Raw genomic sequence first — 22,022 nt, forward strand, 5'->3', positions numbered from 1 at the left:
TGTCCGTCAAGCTCGGCAGCTATGGCAGCGCAGAGGCGGGGCGAGTGAAGATCCTGGTCCAGCCGCTGTGCCGCCGCTTCAGGTGGATCAGGCGGCGAGCCGCACGTCGCCGGGGCGCGAACGGGCGCTGGGCAGCTCGGTGACGGAGGACAGCCCGGCGGGCCGTTCCCGGTCCCGGATGGCGGAGAGGCGGACGATCTCGCCGTGCACGAGCACGAGCAGGTCGGCCAGCCGCAGCCCGAGCGCCTGCGCGGCGGCGGCGAGGACCTCGGACGAGGCTTCCTTCAGCCCGCGTTCGACCTCGGAGAGGTACGGCATGGAGATCCGCGCGGCGTCGGCGACGTCCTTCAACGTCCGCTCCTGAGCCAGCCGCTCCCGCCGCAGCACACCCCCGACGACCTGCCGCCACAGCGGCTCGCGCCCATCGTCCGCCTCGGGCGCGGGGGGACGCAGGGGGAGGACGCGGGCGGGGCGGTTCGGCGCGTGGTGGGTCACGTTCTCAGCCTAGGCGGGTGGGGCGAGGAGGGAAGGGGTGGGCGATCTGCCAACGGCAGAATCGCCGAAGGCGAACGGAGGGGGAGGCCCCGTACAGAAGAACCCGGAGGACCCCGCCGGCCCGCGACCCCGCCCCCCAGGCCGCGACTCCCCCAGCCGCGTTTTCCCCACCCCTGACTCACTGCCGCCCCTGAGCCTCCCGGGCCGCGTCCTCGACCCGCCGCCGGTAGGACTCCCACCAGGCGCGATCGCCGTCCGGCATGTTGTCGTTGCCCTGCCGCATCCCGGCGGCGCCGTCGACCAGCTCGCGGACGATGTCGGCGTGCCCGGCGTGCCGCTGGGTCTCGGCGAGCATGTGGACGAGCACGCGGTGCAGCGACACCTCGGCCCGGTCGTCGGGCCAGTACGGTACGCGCCCGAGGTCGTCCAGGGCGAACGCCGCGATGGTGGCGTCGGAGTGCGCGCAGGCGCGCTCGTAGAGATGGACGATGTCCTCGCGGGACTCGTCGGCGGTGGCCCACATGTCGACGTTGGGCACCTCGGCGCCGGGGCCGTCGAGCCAGGGCACGGACTCGCCGAAGGGGCGCCCGAAGGTGTCGCCGAAGTACGCGGTCTCGCAGCCGATCAGGTGCTTGACGAGCCCGAGCAGGTTGGTGGCGGTCGGCGTCAGCGGACGCCGTGCCTCGTACTCGGACAGCCCTTCGAGCTTCCACAGCAGCGCTTCTCGGGCGGCCTGCAGATAGCGGTGGAGGTCCGCCTTGGGATCGGTGTCGGCCATGCCCACCAGCATCGCACTGCACCACCGCACCAGGGGATGACCACCACCCGCCCGCGCCGGGGAGGCCGGGCGGCGGCGCCCGTAGGATCGCGGGCATGTACTTCTTCCACCTGCGCTAGGCGCCGTCGGCGAGGCGAGGATCCCCCGTCGCCGACGAGGCGGGTCGGCGTGGCGAGGTCCCGGGCCTTGGCGTGGGAGAAGAACAGTCATCATGCGCGACGACGCACACTTCGTCGCTCGGTGCGCCCGCGGTCTGGAACCGCAGTTGGCGGCCGAGCTCCTGCCACGCGAACTGGGCAGCATCACCGCGATCGGACACCGCTCCGTTTATGTCAGGGCCTGGCGCCCGTACGACACGGGGGTGACGGGGCTGCGGACGGCGGACGACGTGTTTCTGCTGGCGGCGAGAGGCAGGGACGTAGGACCGAGGAGATCAGCCGTCCCGGCACTGACGAAACTGGCAGGAGGCGCGGACCCGGACAGACTGCTGGACCACCGCAACACCCTGCTGGGGAACACCGTCGACCCCCCGGGGGGCGGAGGTATCCGCATCATTCCTGGGGCGGCGGAGCTTCAACAGGTATGACGCGGAGGACGCGGTCGGCAACGCACTGGCGGCGCGTCTGAAGGTGCCGTACCACCCGCGCCGCACGAAGGGTGCACCCCCACCGGCGCCCGGACGGCGCTGAACAACGCCGTCCGGGCATGGGCTCCGACCCCCTGCGGATCCGCGAGCGAGCCACGAACCACGCCGGTGGCTGCCGGTTCAGCCGGTCTTGACGGGGGTCAGGGTGAATCCGTCGTTGGGCTTGCCCGCGAGGAGGTCGGCCAGCCCGCCGCTGAGGGCGTAGGTCGTGCCGCCCGGTCCCGCGGTCACGTCGTTGGTGACGGGATCCTTGACGGTGTCGGTGACCGTCACCGTGGCTTCCTTCCAGCCGTCGCTGGGCTCGATGTGCTGGATCTGGGCGGGCTTGCCGGACAGGAGACCGCTGCTGACCGCCGTGATCGAGCCGTCCTTCAGGAGCCGCATGCCGGCCGCGGGGGACGCCAGCGGCGCGGAGAGCTTCACCGGCTGCGCCTTTTCTGGGTGCTGGACGGGTACCCGTACCAGGGAGCCGTCGGCCATGGCGATGATCAGCAGGTTTCCCTGCACCCATTCCACCGCCGACATGCCGACGTCATCCAGGAAGTCAGGAATGTCAAGCTTGCCCTGGAGCAGGTCGCTCTGGAGGAAGACCGAGGCGCGGCCCTCGGTGTCGATGCGGTACACCGTCGGGGTCAGCTCATCGACGGCGTAGACGGTGCCGTCGGGCGCCACCGTCAGGTCGGAGATCAGGTGCTGCTTGCCGTCGAGGGTGATCGCCGTCAGATCGGTGCACCACTCCTGCTTCCCGGTGGCCAGGTCGTAGCTGCCCACGCCGGCGACGCGGAAGGGGGCGTCCTTGCGGGAACGGTCGGCGGTGCCGTAGTCCACATTGCTGACCAGGACGCGGCCCCGCTCGCGGTCGACGTGGACGGCCTGCGCGGAGACGAGTTCCGGGTCGTCGATGAAGGTGCGTACCTTTCCGTCCGGACTGACGGCGAAGACCTTGCCCTGCTTCAGCGAGCCGGCGAAGAACGTCTTCGACCGGGCGTCGAAGTCCAGCGAGTGCGGGAACACGTTCGGGCCGTCGGCCTTGATGGGGAGGGGCGTCTTCTCCTTGCTCTGCTCGCTACCGGATCGCTCGGAGCCGGAACTCGATACGGAGGCGGAGGCAGAAGCGCCGGAGGTGCCGTTCGCGGCCAGTGCCGTCCCGGTGGCCGCGGCAGCGACAAGTGCGGCACCCGCGATGGCGATCTTCAGCTTGGTCTTCTTCATCGTCCTTGTTTCCTCGGGAGAGTCGGAGTCGGTAGGTACGTGCGAGAGCTGTCCGGGGGCACCCGGTGATACGGCGTCCGAGCAGGGCGGCCGGCCGGTTGAGCGCGGGGGCGCCTTCCGGAGCGTTCCGGGACGGGGGAACTCGGTCCCACGCTCGACCGTGGCGTCGTCGAACAGGGTTCTCCGGCCGATGACTTGGGCCAGATCCCAGCCGTGCACCAGGTCACCGGCTGGCAGGAAGGCGTGCGTGACCAGACCCCCGCGGCACTTTCTGCCGGCCTCGGGCCAGGGACTGCCGAGTGGTGTTCAGGGGTGACGCTCTGAGCGGACTGCGGACTGCGGACTGCGGACTGCGGACTGCGGAGCGAGTGCGGCCGGTCGGCCGAATCAGGAGTGCAGGGGAGGAACGGTGCGTGCGCGGGTGCCGGCGGCGGGGCGGGTGGTGTCCGGTCTGTCCGCGGCGGACTGGAGGGTCTGGTTGAGCAACTGCAGGGCCGCCTGAGCGGCGGAGCCCGGCGCAGCCGTCGTCACCACCACCCGCAGCCCCTGCTGACGGGGAACGGACAATGAGTGCTGGAGCACGTCCAGCTCCCCGATCATCGGATGGCGCATCCGGTACTCGGCCATGTCCCAGGCGCGCACCCGCTGCTCGGCCCACAGCGTGGCGAACTCCGGGCTGTGCATGGTCAACTCGCCTATGAGGGACGCCAGATGCGGGTCGTTCGGATATTCGCCGACCGCCTGCCGCAGCTTGCCCACCACGTCCCGTGCCTTTCTGGGCCAGTCCACGTACAGGTCGCGGGTGTGGGCGTCCAGAAACACCAGCCGGGCGGTGTTGGGCCGCGTGGCGGCCTGATCCGGACTGTCCGGGGCCACATGCCCGGCGAACAACGCATGCCCGGCGCGGTTCCACATCAGGATGTCCGAGCGCCGGCCGAGGACGACCACGGGTGAGTCCCCGAAGGAATCCACCAGTTGACGCACCGCCGCCGTGACACGCTCGGCCGGGAGCCGGCGGCGGCTCTGCCGGACGTCACCGGACAAGGTGTGCAGGTGGCGCCGCTCCGCGTCGTCCAGCCGCAGAGCGGTGGCCAGCGCGTCGAGGACCTGCGGCGAAGCGTTGAGCGACAGCCCCTGTTCCAGCCGGATGTAGTAGGCCACGCTGACACCGGCCAACTGGGCCAGCTCCTCACGCCGCAGCCCCGGCACCCGCCGCCGGTCACCGTAGTCCGGCAACCCCACGTCCGTCGGCTTCAACTGCGCCCGGCGCGTGGACAAGAACTCACCGAGAGACGTGCCGTGCGTTCTGTCGTTCATGCGATCGAGGGTAGGCAGACTCTCCAGACCTAGCCTGCCCCTGGGAGTAGCAGACACCAACCCGGTCGCGGACACGCATGCCGCCTCGGGCGTCGTCGTCCCGCGGCACCGCGGCACCGCGCGCATCCGAGATCAAGTCCGGCAGCACCTGCATCACCGTGTCGAACTCCGCGGAGTGGTACTGCGTCCAGCCCTCCGCGATCTGATCGCGCAGCCCGTCCAGGGAGAAGGCGGTTCTCTTCGCTCCGGCTCTTGCTTCCAGAGCGCCGACATGACGGCGCGGCGTACGGCGCTACGAATCGCGGGCCGTCGCTCTCGCCGGTGGACGCAACCGCAGGCGGCTTGCCCAGGAGCGTCGTCAGTTCCACCCCGAAACGTTCTCCAGCGCGCGCAGTGTAGGGAAACGTGCTGAGTGCTTCCGCCCCAGCTCAAGATGGCGGATCACATCAACGGACACACAGAGCGCTCGGCCAACTCCTCTTGCGTGAGGGACGCCGGCCGGCGGAGGCAACGGAGAGCCGTCCAGGTCGTCGTTTGCCACGCTGTCACGGTACGCCCGGCCGGAGCCGCGGTGAGCACTGCTGTACGGGCATGAGAAAAGCCCCGCAGATGTTGTCTGCGGGGCTTCTGCCTGTGCGCGCTCGGCAGGATTCGAACCTGCAACCTTCTGATCCGTAGCTCAAGCCAGCCTGGTCACCTGAGGTCATACGGGTAGCTGCACGGTCTCTGGCGGACACTGCTGGGCGCGTGACGTTGCTGTGGTTGCTGTACTCCGCTGCTGTACTGCTGACCGGGAGAGAGAACCCAGTCAAAGAGGATCTTCAGGGGGGCGCATGCAGTGGTCGACGCTTCTGGCGACAGCCGTGGGCACGGTGCTTGGTGTTGTAGCGACCTTGGTTGCCGATCACGCCCGCTGGCGGCGCGAGAGATCGGAGCGAGATCGCGATGCGCTACGCACAGCCTTCATGGAGTACCTGACGGCTCTCTCGGCAGCCAGGGATGCGTTCTCCCAGGCGGCACCTTCCCCGCAACAGGTGGGCAAGGGACACGTAGCGATGGGCGAGCACGGAGTCTACGCGGCACAGCAGCAACTGGAGCTCGTGGCCGAACGGACGCTTGTCGACAAGGCGCATCACGCCACGCTCTCAGTACTCGACTTCTACGACGTGGTCGTTGCCGGCCACGACTCGGACTCCCGGGACTACCTTCGTGCTTGGCGATCCGCCCGCCAGTCGCGGACAGCACTGATCGAGGAGATGCGGAAGGCGCTACAGCGAACGTAAGACGTCGGGAGATCGCGAGACTATGAGCTTGGGAATCGCGGGCGCCTGTGTCGTGCTCGGCCGCTGACCTGGGGCCGGAGAGGATCTGCAAGCCAGTGGCTCGACCGAATTAACTCGTGGCTCCCCGCGGCTCCCTACCTGGTCGGGCACACCTCGGGTAGGTCGGCATCTTCGCCCCGAAGTAACTTGGGACGCTCTCTGTCCCAGAGGGCTGTGTCTGTCACCTGCGCTGATGGTTCGCTGACGTCCACGGTTGTTCGCGGTTGTGCGTCGTGGGTGTCACTAAGACACTCAGTGTGCTTCCCTGCCGCAGGTCCGGTTGGGCGGTTGATCCCCGGTCCCGGGCTCGTGCCTTGGACCGGGGAGGGGTTCAGTCACGTGTCGGTAGCCGACGTTCCCCGTGGCTCCCTGTCTGTCGTCGCTGGCTGCTGTCGGGCGGCTAGCTCATGGATCCCCTGCTCTAGAGGGTCAACCCAAATCAGCACCCCACGCGAGAGGTTGAACCCCTCGCCAAGGTTGACCTGTATTACTAGTGTGTACGCATGGTGGCTGAGTCCTCACACAGGGAAGGGGAGGACGGCGTCCTCCTCGCCAAGCAGTGCCTTGAGAGCACGACGCACATCGAACTGCCGTTCGATGTGTACGAGTGCCCGGAACAGACCACTGTGATTCGACTCGATAACAAAGTAAAACGTTTCGACCTAGCGGGCCATATTATTGCCACCAAGCGGCCCCTTTTTGTCGAGGTCAAGGCGTACAATGTGGTCGGCAAGCAGCCGGAAGAATATACTGAGTATCTGGCGAATGCCTACAGTGCCACAGCTCGCGACATTCGTGATGGGATTGACCGGAAACGCGAGTTCATGTGGGTAACGTGGCATCCATTCAGCCAAACTAAGTGGGTGAATCTTACCACTAAGAGCGAGATCAAGAATGCGCTCGCGGTTCACGAGGAAAGCCTTGACGGGGCTGAAATTGATGACGACATCGTAGATCTTCTTACGGGCCGCCTGTGGCTGATGATGGTGAGTAAGCGGCAGGAACAATTGCTGTTGACTCGGGAAGAGCTCTACACGGTGCAGGGCGCTCTCAAGCGCAAAGGAGCCTGACGGTGATCAACGAAACCATGCGTTCAGCCATCCAGGAAGCTTTGGGCGCGCACAACGGTGACGAATTGATCCGTGGAGTCAAGAACGTTCTCACGTACGAGATTTCCGCTCTCGATCCGGCAGTGAAGATTGAAAACACAGGATACTTCAACCACACGTTTGTTCCGGACTTGGTAATGACGTGGGGCGAGGGCAGCCGTAAGCAGCAACGTGACATCTTTCTTCGGTTCAGCCTTCGAGCGGCGACCGTGGGGCGCGACGTGCAAGCGCTGGCTCAGGGTTCCCCTGTTTTGCTGGCCCTCAAAGGCAGCGACAGTGATGGCGAAATCGCAACTGTCCAGCAGGAGATCTCCGAGGCCGGTGAGGTCTTGGTGACCGACGTCCCGGCGTTGGATGAGATCAGATCCTCTGGCACCGTTTCAACCCCTGAGGAACTGGATGACGTCACAGAACCGTATCCTCGGGGCGGATCTCCCCTGCTGAATCTCGTACGCACCAGCGTCATGCGGGGTGGGCGCGGTCTATTGACCACCGAGACAGCGCACGAGTTGAGGGGACAGGCGCGGAGGCGTACCAGAGAGACAGAGATCAGCGAACTGCGGCAATTCGGCGAGACTGTCCGAAACCTATTCCGTGGGGAGACAGCTACTCGGCTGGAAAGAGCCGCCCAACTCATGCAAATGGGGCTGACGGGCGACGTCAGTCTCATTGAGCAGGCCCAGATAGTCGACCCGTCTGAAGAGGAGTTGATTCGCGGTCGTCTCTCAGAAAGCGAACTGCGAGTAATGCTGCCTTATCTCTTGAGGCGGGACGACGTTACGAGCAATCCGCGTTATTGGCGTCACTTGGGTTCGATGGTCACACTGGAGCTCTTGGAGAGCATCTCTAGTGATCTCCATGGTATCGATCTGACTCGCCTCGTCGAGCCTAACAAAGATTCCTGGCTGGCTTTGCGTGCTGCGCTTTCCTATAATGTCGAACCCGACCAGGAGGGGGTAGGGACTGGTTACGTGGAGCGGTGGGAAATCCGTGCGCGAATGCTCAATTTAATCATGGGGCAGTACCGTGTGATGGTGACGGCAGATCGGCGGCGTATTCGGACCCGTGAAGATAATCCCCCCGCTAGGTGGGCGGATATCGAAGAACGCCTTCAACCATTCCATCTGACTGGCGTCACACTTGATGGCCTTGTCAGGCGTGTTCAGGTCACCGGGGAGAATCAAGCGGACGTTTATCGGGACGTACAGTCCATCACGGCAAGCATCCGAGACGATTTTCACGTTCCTAAAGTGGAAATTGCAGCGTCAGATCACGAAGGTGCTCCGAGGATCTCGGCCGACTTCAGTACGTGGGCCGCAACGGCTGACAATGGCGTTTCTGTCGGTAAACTGACAGAAATCGCGACCAAAGTGCTCGGATATCGGTTCGAGATGCCTTTGAACTGATCAGAGCTTTTAAATCTCCCGGCTCAGCCTTCCCAGGTTCGAATCCTGGCCTCACCACCACCTGGAGAATTGACCTCTGACCAGCGACGTTGGTTGAGGGTCGATCTTGTTTGAGTCCCCCGCGAGTCCTCGTGGCACCTGGCAGACCGACCCCAGGTGTTCCCCACAGTCCCGCAGCCCATGGGTCTGGCTGAGCGAGGTGGCTCCCTCGCCGGTCGGGCAGCGTAGCGCCCTACCCAGGTTCTCCGGGGGTGCAAGGCTCACTTCGTGACGCATGCGCTTGGCCTTGCACCCCCGGAGGTTCTGGGTGCACCCTCCGGGTGCCGGCCGATGGGGGAGCTGCCCCGCGACCCACCTCCGAGCCACGTGCTTTCGGGAGCTCCCAGGCGTCCCCCGCTCCCTCCGAGAGAGGGCCGGGGTTCGGGGCGGAGCCCCGCTGTTCTTCGACCTGCCCGCGCCGAATCGACTGGGCCCGGCATGATCGGATCTTCCCGCAGGGCTGCCAGCGCGGGCCGGCGGACCGGGCTGGAGCGGGGCGGAGACAGGAGCGGCGGCCCGGGGAGCCGGGCCGCGCGGCGAGCGGTAGCGAGCCGCCTTGAAGTCGTAGAGAAGGTTGTTACGCATGGGGCTCACATGCCGGTGTCTGCCTGCTCCGGCGGTGGGAGGTAGGGCACTGGTGTGACTGTCCAGGTCGCCTGCGTGGTGCGCTGCTTCAGTGTGAGCGTGTGGGCCTGGCCCTCCGACAGGTCGCGGGTCGCCTCGGCTTGGCCGTGGTCGATCCAGTCGCGGGCCTGGCGGTAGGGCTCCTCGTCCATGCTGATCGCGACCATCATCAGCGCGGCCTTGAACCAGCGCAGTGCCTCGCCTGTGCTGTAGGCGTCGAAGGTGCCTAACCGGTGCTCGTCGACATGGCACTCGCAGTGAAACCAACGCAGTTCCGGGGGAGTTCGCTGGCTCATTGGTGCCGCTCCTGCGTGGTCGGTCGCAAGCTGGCCGCCGGCCGGGGTTCCGGCTCTGCTGTGCCGGGGTCCAGTTCGACCATGACCGTGTAGCCCTCGTCGTCTCCGCTTACTTCCATGCGTCGGCCGAGCGCCGAGACGAGAGTGAGTCCGCGGCCGTGGGCGTCCCCATCTGCCGCAGCTACCTCGTGGGGTTTCGTCGCGCCTCCGCCGACGTCGGTGACTGCCAGCACGACCGATCCTGATGTGCGGAAGAGCGAGATGCGCATGCTCCCGCTCGCTGTCCCGCTCGCGGAGTGCAGTAGGGCGTTCGTGCTCAGCTCGCTCACGATCAGTGCGGCCTCTTCCGCACACCTGCTGTCGCCGAGTACGTCTCTCGTCCAGCGGCGGACACGGCCGACCTCTTCGGGAAGACCCGGGCAGGTGAGTTCCCAGATTCGACGTCTACTCGTATACTCGTCCATACAAGTTCCTTTATGCTGGTGGCCGCCATGGGTAGTGGATTTGAGCTAGACGAGTCTCACGCCGTCATGCGCGCGCACGGCCGGCGGCGATGCGGCGTCGAGAGCGTCCAGGACGCGGATCGCGTAAGCCTCGTCGGCGAGTTCGGTGACCTCGGCGCGGGTGGCCCAGCGGAGAGCGTAAGTCTCGTCACCGGTGGTCGGTGTGCCGTCGATGACCTTGCAGCGGAAGACGAGCGAGACGATCAGGCCCGTCATGTTCTTGTACACGCCGGTAAGGGATGCGGGGAGAGCGATCTTCAGGCCCGTCTCCTCCAGGACCTCGCGCTGAAGCGCTTCGGGGACCGTCTCGCCGGGTTCGAGGACGCCGCCGGGTGGTTCCCATTGGCCGTTGTCCCGGCGCTGGATGAGCAGGGCGCGGCCCTCGTCGTCGACGATGACTCCCGCGACGCTCACGGAGTGGGGGCGCTCTGCGCTACTCACGGTCCTCGGTCCCCTCGGCTGGCTAGGCTCTCCACCGTAGCAACAGCACTCAGCCTCTCGTCTAGATATCCAGAGGAGTACGCACATGGCGCCCGTTCCGTCCGGTGTTCTCGGGGCTGTCGACCCCACCAGCGATCGCGCCGTTTTCCGGCAGATCGCCGACCAGCTCCGGGAGGCCATCGACAGGGGCCGCTTCAGGGAGGGTTCCAAGCTGCCGTCCGAAGCTGAGCTTGTCGAGCACTTCGGCGTCTCCCGGATGACCGTTCGTAACTCGATCGGGGTCCTTCAGGGTGAGGGGCTGATCTCCGCCGAGCACGGGAAGGGCGTCTTCGTCCGGCCGCGGCCCCCGGTGCGGCGGCTCGCGTCCGACCGCTTCGCACGTCGGCACCGCGATCAGGGCAAGTCGGCGTTCATCGTGGAGGCGGACGCCGCGGGTTCCCGGCCGGAGGTGGACAGCCTGGAGGTCAAGGAGGAGAAGCCGAGTCGCGACATCTCCGCCCGTCTTGGGTCTCCTCGTAAGGTCCTCGCTCGCCGCCGGCGTTACCTGCTCGACGGCCGCCCCGTCGAGTTCGCCGTCTCCTACCTCCCGCTCGACCTGGCGCGCGGTACGCGGATCGCCGAGCCGAACCCCGGCCCCGGCGGCATCTACGCGCGGCTGGAGGAAGCGGGGCACCGGCTCGACCACTTCGACGAGGAAGTACGGGCCCGGATGCCCTCCCCGGGGGAGGCGAAGATGCTGCGGCTGGCGTCAGGTGTGCCGGTGATCCACCTGGTTCGGACCGCGTACGACACCGAAGGGCGGGCCGTCGAGGTCTGCGACACCGTGATGGCGGCCGACGCCTACGTGCTCGCGTACCAACTGCCGGCGACCTGACCCGGGTTCGGGAGGTCTCGATGCCGACAGGTGCGTCTTCGCGGACTCGTACACACCGAGAGGCATACTCGTATAGACGAGTGGGCAAGCTGTGTGTCACAGTGGTTCGCATCCCCGGCGCCGAGCCTCGGTTCGGCTGGGGCAACTTGTATAGACGACTAGCTGTCACAACGAAGAAGGGGAAGCACCTTGCGCACCATCCGAGTTGAGACCTCCACCGCCACCATCCTCCTCACCGAAGCCCCCGAGCCGAAGGTGCGCGACCGGCAGACCGGCGAGATCGCCAAGGACGCCACCAGCGGCGAGACGCTGATGAAGGTCGGCGTCGTCTACATCGACGAGGGCGAGTCCTCGCTGATCCACGTGACCGTCCCCGAGAGCGGCGTGAGTGAGGGACTTGCCCTTGGTGCTCCCGTCGCGCTCCCGGGGCTGGTCGCCCGCCCGTGGGAGTCGGTGTTCAACGGGCAGCAGCGCCACGGGATCGCCTACCGCGCCGCCGCCGTCACCCTGGGCGTCGTACCGGCCGGAGCGGCGGCCTGATGTCCGATCTGTCGACGCTGGTGGAGGTGGGCGGCCCGATAGCCGGGCTAGGTGGCGGGGTCGCCTACCTCCGGGCCCGGCACCCGGCGGCCTACTGGTCCACGGTCGGGATGCCGCTGTCCTCGGTGCGGCTGCTGGGCTCGTACGGCTCGGTCATGGAGTCGTGCGGCCTGACCGTCGAGCCGTCCCGCCTCTGGGTTCTGGCCGTACGGGCGACCACCCGGCGGGAAGTACGGCCCGTACCGCCGCGCCGGGGTCTGCTCCGGCCCACCTCGACCGGCTTGCGCGTCCGGCTCCGGCTCGCCCCGGGGCAGGAGCCCGCCGACCTGGCCGCGTCCGCCGAACGGCTCCGGCACGCCTGGGGCGTTCATTCCGTCTACGTACGGGAGATCAAACCCGGCGTCGTCGAACTGCGGCTCGTCGGCTTCGACGTTCTCCGCCGCGTGCGGATGCCGCGCAAAGCGGGTGGTGGCTTCCTGCGGGTGCCCGTGGCGCTGCGGGAGGACGCGACTGCGTTCTTACGGGACTTCCGCGCGATCCCGCACGAACTCGTGCTCGGCGCGACCCTCTCCGGCAAGTCCATGTACCTGCGCCACCTGCTCACGGGCCTCGCCGGACAGCGGGTCGCGCTCGCCGGAATCGACTGCAAACGCGGCGTCGAGCTGGCGCCCTTCGCGCCCCGGCTCTCCGCGCTCGCCACCGACCCGGACCAGGCGGCCGAGCTGCTGCCCGCGCTCGTACGCGAGATGGAAGACCGCTACGACCTGATCAGGGCCCGGCAGGGCATCGCTCCCTCGACCCCGGACGAGGACATCACCTCGGACGTGTGGGGCCTGCCGGAGAGCGAACGGCCGGTGCCGATCGTCCTGTTCGTGGACGAGATCGCCGAACTCTTCCTCGTCGCGACGAGGAAAGGCGAGGAACGACGCGACGAGATGGTCACCCAACTCATCCGCCTCGCCCAACTCGGCCGCGCCGCCGGCATCTACCTGGAGGTCTGCGGTCAGCGCTTCGGCGCCGAGCTGGGCAAGGGCGCCACCATGCTCCGCGCCCAGCTCACCGGCCGTGTCTGCCACCGCGTGAACGACGAACCGTCCGCCAAGATGGCACTCGGCGACATCGCCCCCGAAGCGGTCGGCGCCGCCTGCGCCATCGCGCCCGACCGGCCCGGCCTGGCCGTCGCCGGTGACACCTCCGGCGGCTGGTCCCGCATCCGTACGCCGTACCTCTCGCTGGCCGACGCCGCCGCGCGCTGCCGGGAAACCGCTGATCTCGTTCCCGAGCTGCCCGCGCTGAAGCCCTTCCTTCCCGACGTTCCCGTGAGCGACTGACCCCACTCCCAACCCGGCCGGCGCGACCGCTTCGCGCCGCGTCCCTACCCCTCCCATGCCCGAAACCGGAAGGAGACGACCCGTGCGTGACCGACTCGCCCGCGTCGACCCGGTGCTCGTACAGGCGGTCATCGCCGCCGCGTTGTCCTTCGCGCACCTGCACGACGTGGCGTCGGCCGCGGGACAGGACGGCTGGAAGGCGTGGGCCTATCCGGTCTCCGTCGACCTGCTCCTCGTCGCGGCCTGGCGTCGCCTGCGCTCCGGACGGGACAAAGCGGCGGCTTGGTGCTGGTTCCTCATCGCCCTGGCCGCCTCGCTCGGCGCCAACATCGCGACGGCCGGAGTGCTCGACCTGAACGACGCGCCCGACTGGCTACGCATCCTCGTTGCCGGATGGCCGGCGCTCGCCTTCCTCGGCGGAACGCTCCTCGCACACAGCCCTGCCCCGAAGCCGAAGCCGGTCGAGCCCGAACCGGAACCGGAGCCTGTCGCCGAAGTCTCGACGACACCCGAGCTGCCCGCCGCGCCCGTACCGGCCGCCCTCGTCGAGCACGCACGCAAGGTCGCCGCAGCCCACGAATCCCGCACCGGTACGCCCATCGACCCCGACACCCTCCGCGCCCGCCTCGGCGTCCCCGCACCGCTCGCCGACCGCATCGCCGCACAACTCACCTGATCCGAGAGGAGAACCGCCATGCCGCTCAACCGCCGCTTTCGCCGCGTGATCCGTATCGGCCCGGTCCAGGTCGGCACTGCCCCCGACAACCGGGGCCGCGAGAAGCACACCGCCGCCTGCACCGCCCCGCGCTGCGGCTTCTCCGCCGACTACGACTCACGTGCCGCCGCCGAACTCGCCGCCCGTACGCACCGCTGCCCGGTGCGCTGAAGGGAGCACGCACGCCATGAACCTCGACCTGCCGCTCGTCGTCGTCCTCGGCCTCATCGCCTGGGGAGCCGTGAAGTTCCTCGGCGTCCGCCTCTGGATCGTCGTCGTGATCACCCTCTTCGGCTTCTACCTCGCCGACACCTTCATGGCCCCCGCCATCGACCACGGCACCCGCAACGGGGTCGAGGTCGTCAACGGCACCGACGACTGAGAGGAGCACCAACCATGCTGTTCAAGCCCGAGCTGCCCCCGAACGCGCACACCCCGGTCGCCGCACCTCGTACGCACGAACCGGCGCCCTGCTCCTGCCACCACGCCCCGCGCCGCGCCCTGCCCACGGTGAGCACCGGGGCCGTCGTCACCGTCCTCGTCGGCGGTGTCGTCCTGACCGCGCTCCTGGCCGCCGTCGCGGTCTCGGCCGTGGCCGTCGCCGTCGCCGCCGTGGTCCTGCGCTCGCTCCTCAAGGACCGGAGTCACCAGCGCTGAACGGCCGCCGGGGCGGCCCGATACCGCCAAGCATCCGCCGCCCCGGCCGCCTGCCCCTTCTCGACGAAGCCGAAAAGGAGACAGTCATCATCACCCGCCACAACCCCGCCCCGCTCGCCGAACTGGCCACCCTCGCACAAGGCGGCTCCCTCCCCTCCCTCGCACGACAGCTCTCCGGCCTGGGCGGCTGCACCAACCCCGTACGCCTTGCCGGTCACCGCATCGAACACCGTGTCGACACGATGACCGGCGAGATCGGCCCGGCACTCCGCCGCCTCGACTCCGCCCAGATGCCCGCCGGTGACCTCCTCGTCCGCTGCGGAAACCGCCGCACCACCCGATGCCCCGCCTGCGCCGAGACCTACCGCCGCGACACCTTCCACCTGATCACCGCCGGACTCCGCGGCGGCAAAGGCACCCCCGAAGAAGTCACCTCACACCCGCGGGTCTTCGCCACCTTCACCGCCCCGAGCTTCGGCCCGGTCCACAACCGCCCCGGCACCCGGCCCTGCCGCTGCGGTCGCCACCACGCACCCGACGACCCCGCCCTCAGCAACCCGCTCAACCCCGACCGCTACGACTACGAAACCGCCGTCCTATGGAACGCCCACGCGGGCGCACTCTGGCGCCGCTTCACCATCCACCTCCGCCGAGAGATCGCCCGCCGCGCCGGACTCACCCAACGCGCCTTCCCGCAGCACGCCCGCGTCTCCTTCGCCAAGGTCGCCGAATACCAGAAGCGCGGAGCCGTCCACTTCCATGCCGTCGTACGCCTCGACGGCCCGGCCGGCGGCAACACCCCACCCCCGCATTGGGCCACGGCCGAGCTGCTGACCGACGCCATCCAGGTGGCGGCCTCCCGTGCCGTCGTCCCCGGCCCGGTTCTCGACGGCCGCGCCCACACCTTCGCGTTCGGTCCCCAGCTCGACATCCGCACCATTCACGGCCAGGACCTCGACGGCGACCAGGCCCTCACCGACCGCGCGGTCGCCGCGTACATCGCCAAGTACGCCACCAAAGGCGCCGAGACAGCGACAGGCACGTTAGATCGCCGCCTGCGCTTCATCGCCGAGTTGGGGAATCTCGGCCTGCCCCCGCACGCCGAACGCCTCATCCGTACCGCCTGGGCCCTCGGCGCCCGCAAGGATCTCGCCCATCTCCGCCTGCGCGCCTGGGCGCACATGCTCGGCTTCCGCGGCCACTTCTCCACCAAGACCCGCCGCTACTCCACCACCCTCGGCGCCCTCCGCGCCGCCCGCGCCGAATGGCGCCGCCTGCAAGCCGCCATCGCCCGCGGCGACAACCCACAGCCTGTGGACGGCCCCGACGACGCAACCACCCTCGTCCTCGCCCACTGGATCTACACCGGCACTGGTCTCACTCCCGCCGAAGCCTGGCTATCCGCCTCCCTCGCCCCGGAAGGAGCCAACTCCCGATGAGAACCGCGACGATCAAACCGAAGTGGCACACCACGGCCGAAGTCGCTGCCATGCTCGGCTTCGGCTTGTCCAAGACGAAGATGCTCGTTCTCACGGGCGAGATCCGCTCCGTCAAGGTGGGCCGCAACCGCCGCATCCTTCCCGCCTGGGTCGACGAGTACGTGAACCGCTGCGCCGAGGAAGCCGAGAGGTGGACGGCATGAGCGGCAAGCGCGCCAACGGCGAGGGTTCCATCTACCCGTACAAGAACGGCTACGCGGCCTACGTCTGGGTCACCAAGCCGGACGGCAAGCGGGCCCGGAAGTACGTGTACGGCAAGACGCGCGCCCTGGTCCACGAGAAGTGGCTCAAGGCTCACGCCGACGCCAAGAAGGGCCCGGTCGCCACGCGGCACCGTACCGTCGCGGCCTTCCTCGACTACTGGCTTGAGTCGATCGTGAAACCCAACCTTGCTCCTCTGTCCTACGTCTCGTACGAGGGCTACGTGCGGCTCTACATCACCCCGCACCTGGGCGGGAAACGGCTCGACAAGCTGACCGTCCGCGACGTGCGTGAGTGGCTGACCAAGCTGGCGACGATCTGCCAGTGCTGCGCGCAGGACAAGGACGCAAGGCGTAAGCCCTCGCGTCGGCGCTGCTGCGCGATCGGGGAGTGCTGCGAGTCGTACCCGTCCCGCCGGGTGATCCAGGCGTCACGCGACGCTCTGCGCGCCGCGCTTACGCACGCCGTCGCCGAGGAGGAGATCGGCAAGAACGTCGCGTCGCTCGTGAAGGTGCCCAAGCCGCGCCGCCGCCGGATCAAGCCGTGGTCCGTCGCCGAAGCCGGCCGTTTCCTCACCGATGCCGCCGCCCGCGATGACCACCTCTTCGCTGCCTGGGTCCTCGTCCTGTGCCTCGGTCTGCGCCGCGGTGAGGTGCTGGGCCTGACCTGGAAGTCCGTGGACCTCGACACCGGGGAGCTGTACGTGGATCACCAGATCCAGCGGGCCGGGCGCCGGATCCTTCACCGCGAGACCAAGACGGAGGACTCGGACGACTTCCTGCCTCTGCCCGCGCTGTGCGTCAAGGCCCTGCGCATGCGCCACGCGCAGCAGACAGGCGACCGGAAGGCGGCCGGAGAGCTGTGGCAGGACAGCCACGGGCTCATCTTCACCACCAAGTACGGCACCCCGATCGAGCCGGGGAACCTCACCCGCATGTTCGCCCTCCGCGCCCGCCGCGCCGGCCTCCGCGTCATCCCGCTGCGGAACACCCGGCACACGTGCAGCTCGCTCCTGGTCGCCCTCAAGGTCCACCCGAAGGTGGCGCAGCGGATCCTTCGGCACTCACAGATCGCGATGACGATGGAGGTCTACGCCGAGGCGAGCGACGAAGCGGTACGGGCCGCGATCGGGAAGCTGTCCGACGCCATGGGCGGTACCGGCTGACGCTGTTGCTGTACTTCGCTGCTGTACGGGCATGAGAAAAGCCCCGCAGATGTCGTCTGCGGGGCTTCTACCTGTGCGCGCTCGGCAGGATTCGAACCTGCAACCTTCTGATCCGTAGTCAGATGCTCTATCCGTTAAGCTACGAGCGCCCGCTTTCGGGCACTGGCGGCCCGGCTGCGTTGCGGGCATAACTTTACATGACCCTCCGCGCCAGGTGAAATCCGATTCCCGCACCCCCGCCGACCTGCGGAAACCGTCGTCCCCCGGGCATGCAGAGAGCCCGCGCCGTACGGCACGGGCTCGCTGGTCGGGTGGCGGAGGCGGAGGGATTTGAACCCTCGATGGGGGGTAAACCCCAAACCGCATTAGCAGTGCGGCGCCATAGACCAGACTAGGCGACGCCTCCCGCACATCTGCCGGTCAAGCAGGTGTGTGCAGATGATGGCACAGGCGGCGGGGCCGCTGCCAATCGCACCCACCGTACCGGTCACCGGGCCGTGGGGGCAAAGGGCTTGTCGGGGTGCGGGGTCGGGGCGAAGGGGAGGAGGCGGGGCGGAGCGGGCATAGCATCGGTGTACGGGCCGTTTCGGTTCGTAGACCTGTGGTCACGATGCGACAGCACCGCTGGGAGGCGCACGATGGCGTCCGTCCGCCGGAAGGTCCGCGGCGCCCGCGTGAGCATCTGGCTCACCGGGCGGGCGAAGGGGCGGCGCAGGGGGTACGCGCCTGCCGTGGGGGAGGCCGGCGGGCTGGATCTGGGGAAGATCGTCGCGGCCACCGTGCGGTTGCTCGACGCCGAGGGACTGGGGCGGCTGTCGATGCGCCGGCTCGCCGCCGAGCTGGGCGTCACGGCCATGTCCGTCTACTGGTACGTCGACACCAAGGACGAGCTCCTGGAGCTGGCCCTCGACCACGCCTACGCCCAGCTCGACCTCCCCGACGAGGACGGCGTCGACTGGGCCGCCCAGCTACGGCAGCTCGCGCACGGGCACCGGCGCATCCTCGTCGCCCACCCCTGGGTCTCCCGGCTCGCCGGCGAGTATCTGAACGTCGGGCCGCACGCCATGGCCTGCGTCGCCGCCGCGCAGCGCGCGATGCGGCGGGCCGGGTTGCCGGAGGAGTGCCTGACGGGCGGGCTCTCGCTGCTGTTTCCGTTCTCGTACGGGTTCGGGGGCGCCGGCGGGCGCCTGGCGGAGCCGGGCGAGGACTACGGCGCGTTCGTACGGGCCCTGCGGGAGCATCCCGACTTCATCCAGCCGCCCGCTGCCGGCGGCTGCGCGGTCTCCTCCGAGCCGGGCCCCTCCGAACGCGTTCCCGTTCTGTCCGGGCACGAGCAGCGTGACCGCGACTTCGCCTTCGCGCTCGAGTGCGTCCTCGCCGGCATGGCCGCCATGCGCGACCGCGTCGCCGAGCAGGTCCGGCCGACCATCACCCCCGCGTGAGTTCCTCGACCCGCCGCTCCGCCGTCCCCGTCTGCTGCAGGCCGCTGCGCGTCCGCAGCGCGACCTCCTTGATGCACGCCACCATCACGAACGCCAGCAGCGCCGCCGGCGCCGCGTACAGGAAGATGTCCGCCAGCCCGTGCCCGTACGAGCTCTCCACCACCGTCCGCACCGGCACCGGCAGCTCCGCGAGGTTCGGGATCGCCGTGCCGTCGCCGCCCGCCTCGCCCGCGGCGCGGGCCGGCGGGATGCCGAGGTCGTGGAGACCGTCGCGCATGTAGCCGGAGATGCGGCCGCCGAGGATCGCGCCGAGGGCGGAGACGCCGACCGCGCCGCCGAGGGAGCGGAAGAACGCGACCGCCGAGCTGGCGGCGCCGAGGTCGGCGGGGTCGACCTGGTTCTGGGTGCAGAGCACCAGGTTCTGCATCATCATGCCGATGCCCGTGCCCAGCGCGGCCATGTAGATCGCGATGTGCCAGTACGGGGTGTCGTAGCGCATGGTGCCGAGCAGGCTGAGCCCCGAGGTGAGCAGCAGCCCGCCGGCGACGAGCCAGACCTTCCAGCGGCCGGTACGGGTGATGACCCAGCCCGAGATCGTCGACGACAGGAAGATCCCCATGATCATGGGGATGGTCAGCAGGCCCGACTTCGTCGGGCTCTCGCCGCGCGCGAGCTGGAAGTACTGGCTCAGGAAGACCGTCGCGCCGAACATCGCGATGCCGACGAAGAGGGACGCGAGCGAGGCGAGGGTGATGGTGCGGTTGCGGAAGAGGCGTAGCGGAAGGACCGGCTCCGGCACCCAGGTCTCGACCCACAGGAACGCCAGCCCCAGCGCGACCGCGCCGCCGGTCATCGCGAACGTCTGCCAGGACAGCCACGCGTACGACTCGCCCGCCAGCGTGACCCAGATCAGCAGCAGCGAGACGGACGCGCTCATCAGCATCGCGCCGCGCCAGTCGATCGACACCTTCCGGCGCACCACCGGCAGCCGCAGGGTCTTCTGGAGTACGACCAGCGCGAGGATGGCGAACGGGATGCCGATGTAGAAGCACCAGCGCCAGCCCAGCCAACTGGTGTCGGTGATCACGCCGCCGAGGATGGGGCCGCCGACCGTGGCGACGGCGAAGGTGGCGCCGAGGTAGCCGCTGTAACGGCCGCGCTCGCGCGGGGAGATCATCGCGGCGAGGATGATCTGCGCGAGCGCGCTGAGGCCGCCGACGCCGATGCCCTGGACGACGCGGCAGGCGATGAGCATGCCCGTGCTCTGGCTGAGACCGGCGACGATCGAGCCGGCGACGTAGATCACGAGGGCCGACTGGACCAGGAACTTCTTGCTCGCGAGGTCGGCGAGCTTGCCCCAGAGGGGCGTGGAGGCGGTCATCGCGAGCAGGGCGGCGGTGACGACCCAGCTATACGCGCTCTGCGTGCCGTCGAGGTCCGCGATGATCCGGGGCAGGGCGTTGCTGACGATGGTCGAGGAGAGGATGGCCACGAACATGCCGAGCAGCAGGCCGGAGAGGGCCTCCAGTATCTGCCGGTGAGTCATGCCGGGAGATTCGACTTTAGTTTGTTGCACTAAGCAACAGTATGACGAATGGTTGCCGAAGGCAATCGAAGTCAGATGGCGCCGGCGCGGGCGAGCGGAAGGGGGGCTTCCCCCCGCTGACAGGCGTCCGGGGCGTTCGCTAGTGTCCTGCCCCATGGCTCACAATCCGCAAGGTCAACAGCCCGATCCCAACTACGACCCGGCCGGGAGCACGCAGATGTTCCGCGCCTTCGTGGACGAGGGCGGCGGCCCGCAGGCGCGGGGGCCGCAGCAGCCGGCGGCCGCGCCGGCGAGTTCGGGGCCGCGGGTGGGGATGATCATCGGGATCGTCGTCGCGGTGGCGGTGCTGGCGGGAGTGGTGTGGCTCGCGGTGGGGTGAGCCGGGGGACACCGGCCTGAATCCGGGGGGAACAAGGGCCTGATCCGGGGGGCCGGGATCTGAATCCGGGGCCCGGGCGCTGAGTTCGCGTCCCCGCGTACGGAGTCCGCGTCGCGCGCTTCGTAGTTCCTGCTTGCGTCAAGCGTCGCCTGTGCCGCCGCGTCGCCCTCCCGCGCTTCCGTGGACGCGGCTTACGGCGCCGTCTACGGGATCCGGGCGTAGGGCGTACGAGCTGGGGCCGGCCCCGCGCCGGCCCCGTCGTCAGTCCGCGATCAGCCCTGCCCGAAGCTGCGCCAGCGTCCGCGTCAGCAGCCGCGACACGTGCATCTGCGAGATGCCCACCTCGTCGCCGATCTGGGACTGCGTCATGTTCCCGAAGAACCGCAGCATGATGATCCGCCGCTCCCGCGCCGGGAGTTGGGCCAGCAGCGGCTTCAGCGACTCGCGGTACTCCACGCCCTCCAGCGCCGTGTCCTCGTACCCGAGGCGGTCCGCGAGCGAGCCCTCGCCGCCGTCCTCCTCCGGGGCCGGGGAGTCGAGGGAACTGGCCGTGTACGCATTGCCCACGGCGAGGCCGTCGACCACGTCCTCGTCGGACACCCCGAGGTACTGGGCGAGTTCCGGCACGGTCGGGGAGCGGTCCAACTGCTGCGCGAGGTCGTCGCTGGCCTTGGTGAGCGCCAGGCGCAGCTCCTGGAGCCGGCGCGGGACGCGCACGGACCAGCTCGTGTCCCGGAAGTAGCGCTTGATCTCGCCGATGACCGTGGGCATGGCGAAGGTCGGGAACTCGGTGCCGCGCCGGCAGTCGAACCTGTCGATCGCCTTGATCAGGCCGATGGTGCCGACCTGGACGATGTCCTCCATGGGCTCGTTGCGGCTGCGGAAGCGGGCCGCGGCGTAGCGCACGAGGGGCAGGTTCAGCTCGATCAGGGTGTCGCGCACGTAGGACCGCTCGGGGCTGTCCCCGGGGGGCAGCTCGGCGAGGCGGAGGAAGAGGGCGCGGGAGAGCGTACGGGTGTCGATGCTGCCGGAAGGGGCCGGCTCGGGCTCCGGGGCGGCGTCGTCCGCCGGGGCGGCGGGGGCCGGGATGGCCGGGGCGGCGGCGTCGGGCGGGTTCTGGGGTGCCGCGGCTCCGAGGGGTGGTGGGGGTGCCGGTGGCGCCGGGGCGTGGCCGGCGGCGGCCGGGTCGGTGGACGGGCCCAGGGACGGGTCCAGGGTGCGGTCCGGGCCCTGGGCCGTGGCGGCCGGGGCGTCGGGGAAAGCCGCTTGTGCGCCGAGAGGCGCGACTTCGGTGAGCATCTGCGAGCTGCCCAGTTCTGCGGACATGCCACCCCCTTGAGGTCGCGGACGGTTCCAGGCCGCCCCTCCCCCTGACCCGGCGGAAACCTGGACTCCCGCCGGACCGCCGAGAGAAGCAGCCTCCGACTGACTTACCGGGTGCCGGGGCATGCCAAACACCGTTCCAGCAGAATGTCACAAGTCGGC

General features: G+C 68.8%; 25 protein-coding genes and 2 tRNA genes. 16 read left to right on the forward strand and 11 right to left on the reverse strand.

What is annotated here, in order from left to right:
* Positions 1 to 87: 87 nt before the first annotated feature.
* A complete protein-coding gene (locus CXR04_RS18875; RefSeq protein WP_101423550.1) occupies positions 88 to 495 on the reverse strand; it encodes a helix-turn-helix domain-containing protein in 408 nt (135 codons plus the stop codon).
* Between the two features lie 178 nt (positions 496 to 673).
* A complete protein-coding gene (locus tag CXR04_RS18880; protein ID WP_101426464.1) occupies positions 674 to 1,273 on the reverse strand; it encodes a DinB family protein in 600 nt (199 codons plus the stop codon).
* A 211-nt stretch (positions 1,274 to 1,484) separates the two neighbouring features.
* Between CXR04_RS18880 and CXR04_RS18885 the strand changes: the two genes are divergently transcribed.
* Complete coding sequence (locus CXR04_RS18885) at positions 1,485 to 1,859, forward strand: hypothetical protein (RefSeq protein ID WP_234380312.1); 375 nt, start codon at positions 1,485 to 1,487, stop codon at positions 1,857 to 1,859.
* Between the two features lie 180 nt (positions 1,860 to 2,039).
* Here the strand turns inward: CXR04_RS18885 and CXR04_RS18890 are convergent, their stop codons facing one another.
* Together CXR04_RS18890 and CXR04_RS18895 are read right to left on the reverse strand one after the other, a co-directional pair.
* Complete coding sequence (locus tag CXR04_RS18890) at positions 2,040 to 3,131, reverse strand: hypothetical protein (protein WP_101423551.1); 1,092 nt, start codon at positions 3,129 to 3,131, stop codon at positions 2,040 to 2,042.
* 387 nt (positions 3,132 to 3,518) lie between these two features.
* Positions 3,519 to 4,448, reverse strand: a complete 930-nt coding sequence (locus CXR04_RS18895) for a helix-turn-helix transcriptional regulator (RefSeq protein ID WP_101423552.1) — start codon at positions 4,446 to 4,448, stop codon at positions 3,519 to 3,521.
* A gap of 965 nt (positions 4,449 to 5,413) precedes the next feature.
* Between CXR04_RS18895 and CXR04_RS18905 the strand changes: the two genes are divergently transcribed.
* From CXR04_RS18905 to CXR04_RS34880, 3 genes are all read left to right on the forward strand, one after another.
* Positions 5,414 to 5,731, forward strand: a complete 318-nt coding sequence (locus CXR04_RS18905) for a hypothetical protein (protein WP_234380313.1) — start codon at positions 5,414 to 5,416, stop codon at positions 5,729 to 5,731.
* 542 nt (positions 5,732 to 6,273) lie between these two features.
* Positions 6,274 to 6,840, forward strand: coding sequence for a hypothetical protein (locus CXR04_RS18910; RefSeq protein WP_101423554.1), 567 nt, complete (start codon positions 6,274 to 6,276; stop codon positions 6,838 to 6,840).
* Between the two features lie 2 nt (positions 6,841 to 6,842).
* The gene (locus tag CXR04_RS34880) at positions 6,843 to 8,285 is read left to right on the forward strand and encodes a hypothetical protein (protein WP_159072346.1); all 1,443 of its coding nucleotides are present in this window, start codon (positions 6,843 to 6,845) and stop codon (positions 8,283 to 8,285) included.
* A gap of 629 nt (positions 8,286 to 8,914) precedes the next feature.
* Here CXR04_RS34880 and CXR04_RS18915 read toward each other — a convergent pair.
* From CXR04_RS18915 to CXR04_RS18925, 3 genes are read right to left on the reverse strand one after another with little or no spacing between them, the layout of a single operon-like run.
* Positions 8,915 to 9,244, reverse strand: a complete 330-nt coding sequence (locus tag CXR04_RS18915; RefSeq protein ID WP_101423555.1) for a hypothetical protein — start codon at positions 9,242 to 9,244, stop codon at positions 8,915 to 8,917.
* Positions 9,241 to 9,708 (reverse strand): ATP-binding protein, encoded by a 468-nt coding sequence (locus CXR04_RS18920; protein WP_101423556.1) that lies wholly within the window; start codon positions 9,706 to 9,708, stop codon positions 9,241 to 9,243. Before CXR04_RS18920 ends, CXR04_RS18915 begins: the two co-directional genes overlap by 4 nt.
* Before the next feature lie 45 nt (positions 9,709 to 9,753).
* Positions 9,754 to 10,161 carry an NUDIX hydrolase gene (locus tag CXR04_RS18925; RefSeq protein ID WP_101423557.1) on the reverse strand — a complete coding sequence of 136 codons (408 nt, stop codon included), beginning with the start codon at positions 10,159 to 10,161 and terminating at the stop codon, positions 9,754 to 9,756.
* 112 nt (positions 10,162 to 10,273) lie between these two features.
* Between CXR04_RS18925 and CXR04_RS18930 the strand changes: the two genes are divergently transcribed.
* The 10 genes from CXR04_RS18930 to CXR04_RS18975 all read left to right on the forward strand — a co-directional run bounded on the left by CXR04_RS18930 (position 10,274) and on the right by CXR04_RS18975 (position 17,170).
* Entirely contained in the window at positions 10,274 to 11,062 is a 789-nt protein-coding gene (locus CXR04_RS18930) for a GntR family transcriptional regulator (RefSeq protein WP_101423558.1), read from the forward strand.
* 189 nt (positions 11,063 to 11,251) lie between these two features.
* Positions 11,252 to 11,602 (forward strand): SCO3933 family regulatory protein, encoded by a 351-nt coding sequence (locus CXR04_RS18935; protein WP_101423559.1) that lies wholly within the window; start codon positions 11,252 to 11,254, stop codon positions 11,600 to 11,602.
* On the forward strand, positions 11,602 to 12,933 hold the full coding sequence (locus CXR04_RS18940; RefSeq protein ID WP_101423560.1) for an FtsK/SpoIIIE domain-containing protein: 1,332 nt from the start codon (positions 11,602 to 11,604) through the stop codon (positions 12,931 to 12,933). The genes CXR04_RS18935 and CXR04_RS18940 overlap by 1 nt, the downstream gene beginning before the upstream one ends.
* 82 nt (positions 12,934 to 13,015) lie before the next feature.
* Positions 13,016 to 13,609, forward strand: a complete 594-nt coding sequence (locus tag CXR04_RS18945; RefSeq protein ID WP_101423561.1) for a DUF2637 domain-containing protein — start codon at positions 13,016 to 13,018, stop codon at positions 13,607 to 13,609.
* A gap of 18 nt (positions 13,610 to 13,627) precedes the next feature.
* Positions 13,628 to 13,819, forward strand: coding sequence for a mobile element transfer protein (locus CXR04_RS18950; RefSeq protein ID WP_101423562.1), 192 nt, complete (start codon positions 13,628 to 13,630; stop codon positions 13,817 to 13,819).
* Positions 13,820 to 13,835: 16 nt separating this feature from the next.
* Complete coding sequence (locus CXR04_RS18955; protein ID WP_018851935.1) at positions 13,836 to 14,030, forward strand: hypothetical protein; 195 nt, start codon at positions 13,836 to 13,838, stop codon at positions 14,028 to 14,030.
* 14 nt (positions 14,031 to 14,044) lie between these two features.
* Positions 14,045 to 14,305, forward strand: coding sequence for a SpdD protein (locus CXR04_RS18960; protein ID WP_101423563.1), 261 nt, complete (start codon positions 14,045 to 14,047; stop codon positions 14,303 to 14,305).
* An 89-nt stretch (positions 14,306 to 14,394) separates the two neighbouring features.
* On the forward strand, positions 14,395 to 15,744 hold the full coding sequence (locus tag CXR04_RS18965) for a replication initiator (protein WP_101423564.1): 1,350 nt from the start codon (positions 14,395 to 14,397) through the stop codon (positions 15,742 to 15,744).
* Complete coding sequence (locus CXR04_RS18970; protein ID WP_018841172.1) at positions 15,741 to 15,947, forward strand: excisionase family DNA-binding protein; 207 nt, start codon at positions 15,741 to 15,743, stop codon at positions 15,945 to 15,947. The genes CXR04_RS18965 and CXR04_RS18970 overlap by 4 nt, the downstream gene beginning before the upstream one ends.
* Positions 15,935 to 17,170, forward strand: coding sequence for a site-specific integrase (locus CXR04_RS18975; RefSeq protein WP_199850486.1), 1,236 nt, complete (start codon positions 15,935 to 15,937; stop codon positions 17,168 to 17,170). The genes CXR04_RS18970 and CXR04_RS18975 overlap by 13 nt, the downstream gene beginning before the upstream one ends.
* Before the next feature lie 76 nt (positions 17,171 to 17,246).
* On the opposite strand, the gene CXR04_RS18980 is transcribed toward CXR04_RS18975, so the two are convergent.
* Positions 17,247 to 17,319, reverse strand: a tRNA-Arg gene (locus CXR04_RS18980).
* 163 nt (positions 17,320 to 17,482) lie between these two features.
* Positions 17,483 to 17,576: transfer RNA gene (locus tag CXR04_RS18985), tRNA-Ser, on the reverse strand.
* Between the two features lie 232 nt (positions 17,577 to 17,808).
* On the opposite strand from CXR04_RS18985, the gene CXR04_RS18990 reads away from it, so the two are divergent.
* On the forward strand, positions 17,809 to 18,612 hold the full coding sequence (locus CXR04_RS18990) for a TetR/AcrR family transcriptional regulator (protein WP_101423565.1): 804 nt from the start codon (positions 17,809 to 17,811) through the stop codon (positions 18,610 to 18,612).
* On the opposite strand, the gene CXR04_RS18995 is transcribed toward CXR04_RS18990, so the two are convergent.
* Positions 18,599 to 20,158 carry an MDR family MFS transporter gene (locus tag CXR04_RS18995; RefSeq protein WP_101423566.1) on the reverse strand — a complete coding sequence of 520 codons (1,560 nt, stop codon included), beginning with the start codon at positions 20,156 to 20,158 and terminating at the stop codon, positions 18,599 to 18,601. The two genes, CXR04_RS18990 and CXR04_RS18995, sit on opposite strands and share 14 nt — an antisense overlap.
* A gap of 154 nt (positions 20,159 to 20,312) precedes the next feature.
* Between CXR04_RS18995 and CXR04_RS34885 the strand changes: the two genes are divergently transcribed.
* The gene (locus CXR04_RS34885; protein WP_159072347.1) at positions 20,313 to 20,537 is read left to right on the forward strand and encodes a hypothetical protein; all 225 of its coding nucleotides are present in this window, start codon (positions 20,313 to 20,315) and stop codon (positions 20,535 to 20,537) included.
* Positions 20,538 to 20,798: 261 nt separating this feature from the next.
* Here CXR04_RS34885 and CXR04_RS19000 read toward each other — a convergent pair whose 3' ends face one another.
* Positions 20,799 to 21,863, reverse strand: a complete 1,065-nt coding sequence (locus CXR04_RS19000; RefSeq protein ID WP_101423567.1) for an RNA polymerase sigma factor SigF — start codon at positions 21,861 to 21,863, stop codon at positions 20,799 to 20,801.
* Between the last annotated feature and the right edge of the window lie 159 nt (positions 21,864 to 22,022).

This window comes from Streptomyces sp. CMB-StM0423, from assembly GCF_002847285.1.
In the GTDB taxonomy this organism is placed as follows: Bacteria; Actinomycetota; Actinomycetes; order Streptomycetales; family Streptomycetaceae; genus Streptomyces.